Genomic DNA, 12,229 nt, shown 5'->3' with positions numbered 1-12,229 from the left:
GGGTTCAGTGGGGCCGATGCACCTGGGAATCATCCCAGGCAGACCGGTCCCGGCGGGCGCGCCTCGCGCTGCCCCGGAAACCCTTCAATCGGCATGCCCCATGGAAAGGGGCGCCGGTCGCAGGCGCAATCGGGCGGGCGGCTGGCCTGTGGGGCGCCCTGTGTCCAGCCTCGTCTTTCCACGAATCGGTCGCAGGGTGTCCGCGCAGGCTCCGCGCCGGCCGGGCAGGCGTCGCGACACCTGGCGAAGTGCGGCGCCGGGCGAAGCCCGTCACCATGCCAGGGATACCGGCCATTGACCCGGCGCCCCGCCCGCCGCGACAACGCGGGCGAAAACGGGGCCGGGCGGCCGCGAGACACACAAACCAAGCCGGAAGCGGTTGCCACCGGGGCAGGTCACCATAGGCGGCCCATCCAGCCACCACAAGGCGCCGCCAGCGATGCCGTCCAAAAGGGGCACTGTCGGGCCACCGGCGCAGCGTCAAACTCGCGCAATCTCTCAACCGGTGCTGGCAAGCCACGGGCACAATGTGGCATTCTCCACCCATGGCCGGCACCGGGGGGTGGTCCGGCCTGCCGCGGCGGGGGCCGTGCGCGGCCTGCCTACGCGGATCGGCCGGCCGTTGCCGCCCATCCGCCGGAACCTTAGGGGGTGCCAACCCATGCTCGGTCGCCGAGCCCTGGCGAGCCTCGTGCTCGGCCTCGCGGCGCTGCCCGCGCCAACGGAAGTCCTCGCCGCCGTCACCGGTGCCTCGCTGGAGGCCGTGGGGCCCGGCGCGCGCCTGACCCTGACGCTGCCGGCCAATGCGCGCTGGAAGCTGGTGGCGGCGCGGTCCCCGAACCGCCTGCTGCTGGAGACACCCGGCCAGCCCTGGCGGGCCGCAACCCGGCTGCGCGGTGCCGGGCCGGTGCGCGCGGCGCGGGTGGAGCGCGGGCGGCTGCGGCTCGATCTCTCCGGCCCGGTGGCGCTGCGCCGCGCCGCCGCCAGCGGCAACCGCCTGGTGATCGAGGTGGTGCCAGGCGCGTCCGGGCCGTTTGCCCGGCTGGCCGGTGGCGGTGGCGTGATGGCGGAAGGCGGTGGCACAGCGGCAGCCACACGCCGCGCCGCATCCCTGCCACTGGTGGTGCTGGACCCCGGCCATGGCGGGCGGGACCCGGGCGCCCTCGGTGTCCGCGGCACGCAGGAAAAGCGTGTGGTGCTGGCCACCGCCCTGCAATTGAAGCGCGTACTGGAGGCCGGCGGCCGTTGCCGCGTGGCGCTGACCCGCGGCAATGATCGCTTCGTGGCGCTCGGCGCCCGGGTGAATTTCGCCCGCCAGCGCCAGGCTGCGCTGTTCATCTCGCTGCATGCGGACAGCGCACCTGGGGCGCGCGGCGCCAGCGTCTATACCCTGGGCGACAGCTCCGACTCGCTGGCGGGCGCCTTGGCACGGCGGGAGAACCAGGCGGACCGTGCCGGCGGGCTGCGCCTGCCCTCCGTCTCGCCGGAGGTGCAGGCCATCCTCGCCTCCCTGATCCAGGCGGAAACCCGCATCGGCAGCGCCCGCATGGCGGAACAGGTGGTGGCGGAGCTGCGGGAGGATGTGCCGCTGCTGCCCAACACCCATCGCCAGGCCGGTTTCGTGGTGCTGAAGGCGCCGGATGTGCCGGCCGTGCTGGTGGAACTGGGCTTCCTGTCCGACGCGCAGGATGAGGCCGCCCTGCGCCGGGCGGACCACCGCGCCAGGCTGGCCCGCGCCATGGGCCGCGCCATCCATGGCTGGCTGGCGCAATCGGGCAATGTGGTGGCGGCCTTCGGCTGAACGGGGCCGCCCCCCTCGCAAGGGGGCGCATCCGACCCAAAATCCTGCACACGTCTCCGCGGGTGCAGGGCAGACCAATGCCGCCGGCATGTGCCGCGCCGCGCCGGACAGTGTATGGGAAGCCGATGGACACCCACGACCTCCGCGCCGAAGGCCCGATGGTGGGCAGCCGCCCAAGCGCAGCTGACCCGCAAACGCCGGCCGGCAAGCCGCCGCGCCCGCCCAAGGCTCCCCGTGCTCCCAAGGCCCCTCGCCCCGGCCGGGGCTGGGTCTTCGGCACCATGGGCTTCCTGGCCAAGACCGTCATCATCCTGACCGTCGCCATCGGCCTGACCGGCGCCGGCGCGGCCTATGCGCTGTACCGCTCCGCCGCGGCGGAGCTGCCGGATTATCGCTGGCTGGCGGATTACCAGGCGCCGCAGATGAGCCGCATCTATGCCGGCGACAGCCGCCTGATGGCCGAACTGGCGCAGGAACGCCGGGTCTTCGTGCCGATCGAGGCGATTCCGCGCCATGTGCAGCAGGCCTTCATCTCGGCCGAAGACCAGCGCTTCTGGTCGCATTACGGCATCGACCCGCTGGGCATTGCGCGCACCGTGGTGACGAACCTGGAGCAGCTGGGCTCGGGCCGGCGCATGGCCGGTGCCTCCACCATCACCCAGCAGGTCGCCAAGAACATGCTCGTCGGCAACGACCGCACGCTGATGCGCAAGGTGCGCGAGGCCATTCTCGCGCTGCGGATCGAGCAGGCGATGCCGAAGGCGCGCATCCTGGAAATCTATCTGAACGAGATCTTCCTGGGCCAGCAGGCCTATGGCGTGGCCGCCGCGGCGCAGAACTACTTCAACAAGTCGCTCGATGAGCTGACGGTGGCGGAAGCCGCCTTCCTGGCCGCGCTGCCCAAGGCGCCGAACAACTACAACCCCGCCCGCTTCCCCGAGGCCGCGATCGGCCGGCGGAACTGGGTGATCGACCGCATGGTGGATGACGGCGCGCTGCCAGCCGCGGACGCCACTCGGGCCAAGGCCGAACTGCTGATCCCCCGCCCGCAGCGCCGCCCCGACGTGGTGCCGGTGGGCCAGTACTTCACCGAGGAAGTGCGGCGCGAGCTGATCGCCCGCTTCGGCGCCGACCAGACGACGATGGGCGGCCTCGTGGTCCGCACCTCGCTCGAGCCGGTGTTGCAGGAGCGGGCGGAGATTGCGCTGCGCAACGGGCTGCTGGCCTATGACCGCCGGCGCGGCGGCTGGCGCGGCCCGGTGGCACGCATTCCGGCCAGCGCCACCGAATGGCTGCCCGCCCTGCAGGCGCAGCAGCGCCCGCCCGGCGCGATGCCGGAATGGCGCCTGGCCGTGGCGCTCGAGGTGCGTGACCGGGAGGCGCGGATGGCCTGGCTGGAACGCCCGGATGGCCGCACCGCCGCCCAGCCGCGCACCGGCTCCCTGCCCTTCGACGAAGTCTCCGGCTGGGCCCGCCCGGTGCGGGACGGCCGCGTCGGCGGCGCGCCGCGACGGATGCAGGATGTGCTGGCGCCGGGCGATGTCGTGCTGGTGGAAACCCTGCCCGCCACCGCCGCCCAAGGCCGCACGCCCGCACGCCCGGAACGCCTGGCGCTGCGCCAGATGCCGGAGGTCGAGGGCGCCGTCGTGGCGATGGACCCGAATACCGGCCGCGTGCTCGCCATGGTCGGCGGCTGGTCCTTCGAACGGTCCTGGTTCAACCGCGCCAGCCAGGCGCAGCGCCAGCCCGGTTCCTCCTTCAAGCCCTATGTCTTCCTGGCGGGGCTGGAGGCCGGCATCCCGCCGAACCAGCTTCTGCTGGACGGCCCGGTGGAGGTGATGACACCCCAGGGCCTGTGGCGCCCCGGCAATTATGGCGGCGGCGCGCCGCAGGGCTGGGTGACCATGCGCAGCGCGCTGGAGCGCAGCCTCAACCTGGTGACCGTGCGCCTGGCGCAGCAGGTCGGCATGCCCGCGGTGGCGGAAGTGGCTTCGCGCTTCGGCGTCATCCCCAACATGCAGCGCGTGCTGGCCATGTCGCTCGGCGCCGGGGAGACGACGGTGCTGCGCCAGGCCGCCGGCTATGCCAGCTTCGTGAATGGCGGCAGGCAGGTGACGCCGACGCTGATCGACAGCGTGCAGGACCGCCATGGCCGTCTGGTCTGGCGCACCGATGCGCGCGAATGCACCGCCTGCGACAGCAACCCGAATGGCGGCCCGCCGGCGCTGACCGAAACCCGCCAGCAGGTGACGGACCCGGTTTCCGCCTTCCAGATGACCAGCATGCTGCAAGGCGTGGTGCAGCGCGGGACCGGGACGCGGGCCGGCGCCGGGCTAGATCGGCCGGTCGCGGGCAAGACCGGCACGACGGACGACTTCAAGGATAATTGGTTCGTCGGCTTCACCCCGGACCTCGTGGTGGCCGTCTGGGTCGGCCACGACGATCCGCGCAGCCTGGGCAATGGCGAGACCGGCGGCAGCAATGCCGCGCCTATTTTCCGTGACGTCGTGGCGGCGGCGCTGGGCGACAGCCCACCCCTGCCCTTCCGCGCGCCGCCCGGCGTGGCGCTGGTGCGGCTGCAATTGCCGAACGGCCAGACCATCTTCGAGGCCTTCAAGCCCGGCACCGAAACCAGCGCCCGCCCGCCGATGGATCCGTTGGCGGCCGAGCCTGGCACCGCGGCGACCAGCGTGGACAGCAATCTGGGTGGTTTGTATTAGCGACCCGCAAGGGCCGGGCGCCCGGGGCCTGCGCTGTCTCGACAGACGCGCAGGCCGGCACTACTGAACCCGCCATGCGCGCCGATGCCGAAAACCTGAAGATCCAGATCGCCGAGGGCCTCGCCCTGCTGCGCGCCCATCTCAATTGGGATGAGGCGCTGCGGCAGCTGGAGGAGCTGAACGCGAAATCCGAGGACCCCGACCTCTGGGCCAAGGCGGACGCCGCCCAGGCCCTGATGCGGGAGCGCAACCGCCTGGCCGCGCAGATCGAGGGTGTGCAGGCGCTGGAACGCAACGTCGCCGATGCGCTGGAGCTGATCGAGCTGGCCGAGGCCGAGGGCGATGCCGCCATCGCCGATGCCGCGGTTGCCGACCTCAAGACCTACGCGGCCGAGGTGAAGCACCGCGAGACGGAAAGCCTGCTCTCCGGCGAGGCTGACCAGAACGACGCCTATCTGGAAGTGAATGCCGGCGCCGGCGGCACGGAGGCCCAGGATTGGGCCGAGATGCTGCTGCGCATGTACACCCGCTGGGCGGAAAAGCGCGGCTACAAGCTGTCGCTCACCGAACAGTCGGACGGCGAGCAGGCCGGCATCAAGTCCGCCACCATTCAGGTCACTGGCCACAACGCCTTCGGCTGGCTGAAGACGGAAACCGGGGTGCACCGCCTGGTCCGCATCAGCCCCTTCGACGCCGCGGCGCGGCGGCAGACCAGCTTTGCCAGTGTCTATGTCTATCCCGTCATCGACGACCGGATCGAGATCGAGATCAACCCGGCCGACATCAAGACGGACACCTTCCGCGCCTCCGGCGCCGGCGGGCAGCACGTCAACAAAACCGAATCGGGCGTGCGCTTCACGCACCTTCCCACGGGCGTGGTCGCGGCCTCCACCCAGGACCGCAGCCAGCACAAGAACCGCGTCATCGCCATGGATATGCTGAAGGCGCGGCTCTACGAACTGGAGCTCCGCAAGCGGGAGGCGATCAGCGATGCGGTGGAAGCCGGCAAGACCGATATCGGTTGGGGCCACCAGATCCGCAGCTACGTCCTGCAACCCTACCAGATGGTGAAGGATTTGCGGACCAGCGTGGAAAAGGGCAACCCTGCCGCCGTGCTGGATGGCGAGATCGACGAATTCATGGCCGCCGCCCTTGCCCAGCGCGTCGGGACCACGCGGTCCGAGGCCAGCGCCAAGGCGGATTGAGCCGGGCCCGGACCGGGCCTCTGTTCATCGGCCATAAGACTGACCTATAAACCCTCCCGGTAACGCCGCGCAGAGACCGGCGAGGAGGGTGGATGACGGTGGCCGCGCAAACCATCGCGCAAAAAATCATCGCCGCGCATTGCGGGCGGGAGCAGGTCGCCGTCGGCGAATACGTCACCGTCTCGCCTGACTACACCGCCTGCCAGGAACTGTTCTGGCACGGCCACAAGCGCAACCTGGAACGCATCGGCGTGGATCGCATTCCGCGCCCGGACAAGGCGGTGATGGTCATCGACCATTCAACCTCCGCCGCCATGGGATCGCACCACCACGAGACCCACCGCACGCTGCGCGACTGGTGCGCGCAGCAGGGCATCGAAAATTTTTTCGGCCCCGGCAACGGCCTGCGCCATCTGGTGCTGACGGAGCGCGGCTTCGCGCGGCCGGGTACGCTGATCTTCTCCGATGAGGGCAACATCGCCAGCATCGGCGCGCTGGGCGCGCTGAACCTGCCGATCTCGACGGAGGTTCTGGTCTCCCTCATCCAGGACGAGAACTGGATCGCGGTGCCCCCCTCCGCCCGCATCACGCTGACCGGCCGGCTCGGCTTTGGCGTGACGGCGCGGGATGTGATCCAGACCATTTTACGAGATTGCACCGCCGATGGGCGGCTTCTGCAATGCTGCGTGGAATTCGACGGGCCGGGCCTGGATGCGCTGAGCCTGGATGACCGCCAGGCGATCCTCGCCTCGCTGTTCCACTCCGGCGCCTATACCGGGATCATGGAGCCGGATGCGCGGGCACTGGAGTATGTCCGGGCGCGTGACGCCGGGCGGCCCTGGCAGGTGGTCCGCGCCGATCCGGATGCCGCTTACATGACGCGGCTGATCTACGACCTCGGCAGCATCGCCCCAATGGTCACGGTGCCGCCGGACGCGCATGGCGCGGTGCCGGTGGAACAGGCGGCGGGGCTGCGGATCGACCAGGCCACCATCGGATCCTGCGCCAATGGCAGGCTGGACGACATGCGGGAAGCCGCGCGGCTGCTGCGCGGCCGCCAGGTGGCGCCGCATGTGACGCTGTATGTCACGCCTGGCAGCCGCGGCGTCTATGTGGAAGCGGCGCGGGAGGGGCTGCTGGAAGTGCTGGCCGAGGCCGGCGCCACCATCCTCGCCCCGGGCTGCACCACCTGCTGGGGCTACCAGGGCGTGCTGAACGAGAACGAGGTGCTGATCTCCACCCAGCAGTTCAACTATCACGGCCGCAACGGCGCGCGGTCCTCCCGCGTCTATCTCGCCGGCCCGGCGGTGGTTGCGGCTTCCGCCGTGGCGGGGTGCATCGTCGATCCCCGCGCGATGCTGGCGGAGGCCACGGCATGACCACGCCGCGCGGCCGCGTCTGGAAATTCGGCGATGATGTGCATGGCGACGACGGCATCATCGAATTCGCCATCATCCGTGACAGCTTCGGCAAGGAATTCGACGAGGACGCGCTGCGCGCCATGTGCTTTCGGCGGCTGCGTCCCGAATTTCCGCAGCAGGTGCGCAAGGGCGATATCGTCGTCGGCGGGCGCAACTTCGCGCATCACAATCATGTCGAAGTCAGTGTCGCCATGCGTGCCTCCGGCATCGCCGTGGTGGTGGTGGAGTCCTGCGATTCCGGCTTCCTGCGCCGCGCGCTGAACCACGGGCTGCCGGTGATGATCTGCCCCGGCATCCACGCCGCCGTGCAGGATGGCGAAATCCTGGAAGCCGACCCGGCCACAGGCCGGGTGACGCTGCCGGATGGGCGCGTGCTGCACGCCAATCCATTTTCCGAACGTATGGTCCAGATCTGGCACGCGGGCGGGTCGATCCCGCTGCTGGAGAGCGAATTCGCGGCGCGTCGCGCCACAAGCGTCGCGGCGCGCCGCGCCAAAAACAGGGAAGGAGAACCGGCATGACCACACGCCGCAACACGCTGCTCACCGCCGCCAGCCTCGCCGCAGCAAGCCTCGCCACCGGCCCGGCCCGGGCGCAAACCTTCCCGGACCGGCCGGTGCGGCTCGTCGTCGGCTATCCACCGGGCGGCAACGTCGATTTCACCGCGCGGCTGCTGCAGCCGGCGATGAGCCAGGCGCTGGGACAGCAGGTGATGGTGGACAACCGCGCCGGCGCGGGCGGCATCGTCGGCACCGACCTGGTCGCGAAGGCGCGGCCGGATGGCTACACCATGCTGCTGACCGGCACCGCCCCGGTCTCCATCTTCCCGGTGGCGATGGCCCACCTGCCCTATGATCCGCTGCGCGACTTCGCGCCGATCGGCATGGCCTATCGCGTGCCGATCGTGATGATGGTGGCGAAGGACATCACCACACCCACGCTGGCGGCCTTCGTCGAACGCGCCAAGGCGACGCCGGGCGGCATGTCCGCGGGCACCGCGGGCATCGGCTCCGGTGCGCATCTGGCGATCGAGCTGTTCAACGCCGGCACCGGCGCGGGCCTTGTGCATGTGCCCTATCGCGGCACCGGCCCGGCGCTGAACGATCTGATCGCCGGCAACATCCCGGTGGTGTTCGACCAGCTTTCCAGCGCGTTGCCGCTGCATATGGATGGCCGCGCGCGCATCATCGGCATCGCCTCCGCCAGCCGGTCCCCGCTGCTGCCGGATGTGCAGACGCTGCGCGAGGCCGGGCTGGTGCAGGCGGAGCTGAGCACGACGCTGGGCTACCTGGCGCCCGCCGGCACCCCGGCGCCCGTGGTGCAAAAGCTGGCCGCCGCGCTGGCCGCCGCGCTGGCGGACCCCACGGTGCGGGAAAGGCTGACCAGCCTGGGCGCGGTGATCCCGCCCGCTGCCGACATCACACCCGCCTTCTACGGCCGGGTGATCCGCGACGAGCTGGACATCTACCGGGAGGCGGTGCGGCTGGGGAATGTGAAGCTGGAATAGAGGCTACGCTGCCGCGTTCCTCTCCGCGCTGGCACCGACGATCCGCCCATCCTCCATCGCCACCACACGATCGGCGATGTCGAGGATGCGCGGGTCGTGCGTGACCAGCAGGATCGGCACGCCGCGCGACTTCGCGAGTTCCCGCAGCAGCATCACCACCTCATGCCCGCTCGCCTTGTCGAGCGCCGCGGTGGGCTCATCCGCCAACACCAGGCCGGGCTCCGCCGCCAGCGCACGGGCGACGGAAACGCGCTGGCGCTGACCGCCGGAAAGCTGCGAGGGCAGTTTTTCCAGGTGATCCTCCAGCCCCACCAGCCCCAGCAATTCCGCGGCGCGGGCCAGGCGTTGGCGTTCGCCCAGCGCCGCATCCTGTTCCAGCGCCATCGCCACATTCTGCCGCGCGGTCAGGAAGCCCAGCAGATTGTGGTTCTGGAAGATGAAGCCGATGTTGCGGCGCAGGCGCACGCGGTCGGCCTCGCTGGCGCCCTTCAGTTCCTGCCCAAGCACGCGGGCGCTGCCATCCTGCATGGCGCGCAGCGCGCCGATCAGCGTCAGCAGCGTGGTCTTGCCACTGCCGGAGGGGCCGGTCAGCAGCACGATTTCACCGGGCGCCACGGTCAGGTCCACTTCGCGCAGCACCGCCTTGCGCAGCTCGCCCTCGCCATAGGCGAAGGTGATGTTGCGCAGCAGGACGGGGGCTTCCATGGGCGCTTCAGCGGCCATCAGAACATGTCCGCCGGATTGGCATCGCGCAGCTTCCGCATCGCCAGCAGCCCGGCCACCGCGCACATGGTGAAGATCATCACGAAGACCGTGCTGGCGCGTGCGACGTCCATGGTCAGCGGCAGGAAGGTGGCGGTGCCGACCACATGATACAGCAGGGCAGAGACCAGCAGTCCCGGCACGAAGCCTGCCAGCGCGAGGATCAGCGCCGCCCCCAGCACAACCTGCCCGAGATAGCCATTGGAATAGCCCATGGCCTTCAGCGTCGCATATTCCTTCAGGTGTCCGGCGATGTCGCTGAACAGGATCTGATAGACGATGACCATGCCGACAACGAGGCCCATCAGGCTGCCGAAGGAGAAGATGAAGCCGATCGGCGTCGTATCCTCCCAGTAGGATCGTTCATGCGCCGTCAGCTCCGCCTGGGTCAGCACCATCACATCCGCCGGCAGCAAGGCGCGCAATTGCACCTGCACGGCCGCGGCATCCGCGCCCGGCCGCAGGCGAATGGCGACGAGGTCGATGGAGGACACCTGCCTTTCCTTCACCACGCGGCGGAAGTTCGTGTCTGAGAGCACGATGTTGCCATCCGCGCCGAAGGATGGCCCGATCTCGATCAGCCCCACCACCTCCATGTCGCGATTGCCGACCTGCACCTCGAACGGCCCGCGTTCCGCCAGCATCTGCGGCACGGCGCCGAATTCGGGGCGGGATCGCATGTCGAAGGCGATGGTGTCGGCGCGTTTCAGCCGGTCCAGCAGCGGCGCCAGGCCTGGGAAATCCAGCACCCCGGCATCGGTATCCACGCCGATGAGCTGGATGGCGCGGCGGGTGCCGGTCTCGGGGTTCCGCCAGGTGGCCTGTGCCAGATAGATCGGCACGGCGCGCTCCACCTCCGGCAGCGCCAGCACCTGCCAGGCGCGCGCCCGCGGCATCGGCTCGGACCGGAAGCTGGCGGTGGTGAGCGGGTGCATCAGGAACAGATCGCCGCGCATGGCAGCGATCAGCGCCGTCGCGCTGTCGAACAAGGCGGCGCGGAAGCCGAGCTGCATGAACACCAGCACGCAGGCGAACATCACGCCGGCGATGGCCGAGGCCAGCCGCGCCTTCTCCGACCATAATTGCCGCCAGGCCAGCCGCACCGCGAGCAGCGCGGAGGCCGCGAGCCCCGGCGGGCGCCGCACCGCAGCGGTAGGCGCGCGGCGCGCGACAAGGGTGGTGGTGGCGTTCATGGCCGGATCGCCACCTGCACCTGCATGTTCGACCGCCGCGCCAGCGCCGCGACGCCATCGGGCGCCAGTGTCAGCCGCACCTCCACCGTCCGCGCATCGACGGCGGCGACGGGGTCGGTCCCGGCCTGGGTGGTGCGGCGCACCTGCCAGCCGATCTCGCGCACCGTGGCCGCGAAGCGGCGCGGCTCGCCGGGCACCACCACCTCGGCCGCCGCGCCCTGGCGCAGGCGTGGCAGGTCAGTCTCGAACACCTCCGCCACCACATCCATCGCCGTCAGGTCGGCCATTTCCAGCACGCCGTCATTGCCCACCGCCTCCCCGGCCCGGGTCAGCACGCGCAGCACGGTGCCGGCGATCGGGGCGCGCAGCCGGGCCATGCCGGCCTCCGCACGGGCGCGGGCCACGGCGGCTTCGGCTGCGGTGTATTCGGCCTCGGCCAAGGCGAGGTCCTCGGGGCGCGGGCTGAGCAGGGTGTCCAGCGCAGCCTCCGCCTCCGCCCGCTCGGCGCGGGCCTGGTTGGCGGCGAAGCGGTTGCGCTCCGCGGTGGCTTCGGCGCCCGCGCCGCTGCGCTGCAGGCGCTCCGCCCGCTCCGCCTCGCGTCGGGCACTGGCCTCAGCGTTGCGCAGCGCCTCGACGCGGGCACGCTGGGCCGCGACCTCGCTGGCGCGGCCGGCGGCACGGGTGCGGGCCAGGCGGGCGCGGGACTGTGCCAGCTGCGCCTCCGCCTGCGCCAGCGCGGCATCGCGCAGCGCGGCGTCGTGGAATTCGGCGACGACCTGGCCGGCGGCCACGGCATCGCCTTCCGCCACCAGCAGGCGGGCGATGCGCGCACCCTCCACCCCCCCGGCCGGCGCCAGGCGCAGGATGCGCGACGCCGGCTCCACCCGCCCCAGCGCGCCGACGCCGACGGGGGATTGGGCGACAGGTGTGGCGGGCGTGGCTTCCGGCGTGGCGCCGTTGCCAAGCATCCACCAGGCGGCCACGGCCAGGGCCAGCAGGAGCAGGGCGCCAGTGGCGAGGCGCGTCCGGGTCATGGCGTGGTCTCCAGCAGCCTCTCCAGCGCCACGCGCAGATCGGCCAGTTCGGTCGTGTTCAGCGCATACAGGCCGAAGACATGCACCATGAACAGCCCGTCCGTTGCGCACATGATGGCCTGGCCAACCCCCGGCGGCAGCCCATCCACGGCGATCGCGGCGCGCATCGCGGCGAAGACGGCGCGCACCGGGTCCAGCAACGCCGGGTCGTGGTGGAAGGCGGCCAGGAAGACCGCCGCGGCGCGGTCATGCTGCGCGCAGGCGGCGACCGGTTCGTTGAAGGCCCAGGCCAGCATGGCGCGGGCGGCGCGGCCGCGGCCTTCCGGCTGGGCGGCGACGGCGGCGGCGAAATCCGCCTCGAGCACCGCTGCGAGCCGGCCGAGCATGGTGCCGAGCAGCACCTCCTTCGAGGCGAAATGGTACAGCAGCCCGCCCTTGGAGATGCCGGCATCGCGCGCCGCCGCTTCCAGCGTCAGGGCATGGACGCCGCGCGCCTGCACGATGGCTTCGGCGGCATCGAGGATGCGGGTGCGGGAATTGGCGTGGGAATCGACCATTCCGGATTAACTGTACCGTCCGGACGGTT

The 12,229-nt window shown here is 71.0% G+C and carries 10 protein-coding genes; 6 read left to right on the top strand and 4 right to left on the bottom strand.

The window, feature by feature from the left end; all coding sequences use genetic code 11:
- Window positions 1-661 precede the first annotated feature (661 nt).
- From ACFHNC_RS16565 to ACFHNC_RS16540, 6 genes are all read left to right on the top strand, one after another.
- Entirely contained in the window at window positions 662-1,801 is a 1,140-nt protein-coding gene (locus ACFHNC_RS16565; protein ID WP_437170338.1) for an N-acetylmuramoyl-L-alanine amidase family protein, read from the top strand.
- A gap of 125 nt (window positions 1,802-1,926) precedes the next feature.
- The gene (locus ACFHNC_RS16560; protein ID WP_437170337.1) at window positions 1,927-4,521 is read left to right on the top strand and encodes a penicillin-binding protein 1A; all 2,595 of its coding nucleotides are present in this window, start codon (window positions 1,927-1,929) and stop codon (window positions 4,519-4,521) included.
- A gap of 74 nt (window positions 4,522-4,595) precedes the next feature.
- On the top strand, window positions 4,596-5,726 hold the full coding sequence (gene prfB, locus ACFHNC_RS16555) for a peptide chain release factor 2 (RefSeq protein ID WP_437170336.1): 1,131 nt from the start codon (window positions 4,596-4,598) through the stop codon (window positions 5,724-5,726).
- A 98-nt stretch (window positions 5,727-5,824) separates the two neighbouring features.
- Window positions 5,825-7,105: a 3-isopropylmalate dehydratase large subunit gene (locus ACFHNC_RS16550; RefSeq protein ID WP_437170335.1), complete on the top strand. Its 1,281-nt coding sequence runs from the start codon at window positions 5,825-5,827 to the stop codon at window positions 7,103-7,105.
- Window positions 7,102-7,668, top strand: coding sequence for a hypothetical protein (locus ACFHNC_RS16545; RefSeq protein WP_437170334.1), 567 nt, complete (start codon window positions 7,102-7,104; stop codon window positions 7,666-7,668). Before ACFHNC_RS16550 ends, ACFHNC_RS16545 begins: the two co-directional genes overlap by 4 nt.
- The gene (locus ACFHNC_RS16540; RefSeq protein ID WP_437170333.1) at window positions 7,665-8,654 is read left to right on the top strand and encodes a Bug family tripartite tricarboxylate transporter substrate binding protein; all 990 of its coding nucleotides are present in this window, start codon (window positions 7,665-7,667) and stop codon (window positions 8,652-8,654) included. Before ACFHNC_RS16545 ends, ACFHNC_RS16540 begins: the two co-directional genes overlap by 4 nt.
- Before the next feature lie 3 nt (window positions 8,655-8,657).
- On the opposite strand, the gene ACFHNC_RS16535 is transcribed toward ACFHNC_RS16540, so the two are convergent.
- From ACFHNC_RS16535 to ACFHNC_RS16520, 4 genes are read right to left on the bottom strand one after another with little or no spacing between them, the layout of a single operon-like run.
- On the bottom strand, window positions 8,658-9,359 hold the full coding sequence (locus ACFHNC_RS16535) for an ATP-binding cassette domain-containing protein (RefSeq protein ID WP_437170332.1): 702 nt from the start codon (window positions 9,357-9,359) through the stop codon (window positions 8,658-8,660).
- A gap of 17 nt (window positions 9,360-9,376) precedes the next feature.
- A complete protein-coding gene (gene devC, locus ACFHNC_RS16530) occupies window positions 9,377-10,609 on the bottom strand; it encodes an ABC transporter permease DevC (RefSeq protein ID WP_437170331.1) in 1,233 nt (410 codons plus the stop codon).
- Window positions 10,606-11,643, bottom strand: a complete 1,038-nt coding sequence (locus tag ACFHNC_RS16525; protein WP_437170330.1) for an HlyD family efflux transporter periplasmic adaptor subunit — start codon at window positions 11,641-11,643, stop codon at window positions 10,606-10,608. Before ACFHNC_RS16525 ends, devC begins: the two co-directional genes overlap by 4 nt.
- Complete coding sequence (locus tag ACFHNC_RS16520) at window positions 11,640-12,200, bottom strand: TetR/AcrR family transcriptional regulator (RefSeq protein ID WP_437170329.1); 561 nt, start codon at window positions 12,198-12,200, stop codon at window positions 11,640-11,642. Before ACFHNC_RS16520 ends, ACFHNC_RS16525 begins: the two co-directional genes overlap by 4 nt.
- Window positions 12,201-12,229 lie beyond the last annotated feature (29 nt).

This window comes from Falsiroseomonas sp. E2-1-a4 (assembly GCF_051433165.1).
In the GTDB taxonomy this organism is placed as follows: Bacteria; Pseudomonadota; Alphaproteobacteria; order Acetobacterales; family Acetobacteraceae; genus Falsiroseomonas.
This window is presented reverse-complemented; position numbering and strand designations above follow the sequence as displayed.

Bases quoted from the DNA above. Each gene is read 5' to 3' on its own strand.
- ACFHNC_RS16545 (WP_437170334.1), top strand. From the start codon at position 7,102: ATGACCACGCCGCGCGGCCGCGTCTGGAAATTCGGCGATGATGTGCAT.
- ACFHNC_RS16520 (WP_437170329.1), bottom strand. From the start codon at position 12,200: ATGGTCGATTCCCACGCCAATTCCCGCACCCGCATCCTCGATGCCGCC.
- ACFHNC_RS16560 (WP_437170337.1), top strand. From the start codon at position 1,927: ATGGACACCCACGACCTCCGCGCCGAAGGCCCGATGGTGGGCAGCCGC.
- ACFHNC_RS16565 (WP_437170338.1), top strand. From the start codon at position 662: ATGCTCGGTCGCCGAGCCCTGGCGAGCCTCGTGCTCGGCCTCGCGGCG.
- ACFHNC_RS16525 (WP_437170330.1), bottom strand. From the start codon at position 11,643: ATGACCCGGACGCGCCTCGCCACTGGCGCCCTGCTCCTGCTGGCCCTG.
- ACFHNC_RS16540 (WP_437170333.1), top strand. From the start codon at position 7,665: ATGACCACACGCCGCAACACGCTGCTCACCGCCGCCAGCCTCGCCGCA.
- devC (WP_437170331.1), bottom strand. From the start codon at position 10,609: ATGAACGCCACCACCACCCTTGTCGCGCGCCGCGCGCCTACCGCTGCG.
- ACFHNC_RS16535 (WP_437170332.1), bottom strand. From the start codon at position 9,359: ATGGAAGCCCCCGTCCTGCTGCGCAACATCACCTTCGCCTATGGCGAG.
- prfB (WP_437170336.1), top strand. From the start codon at position 4,596: ATGCGCGCCGATGCCGAAAACCTGAAGATCCAGATCGCCGAGGGCCTC.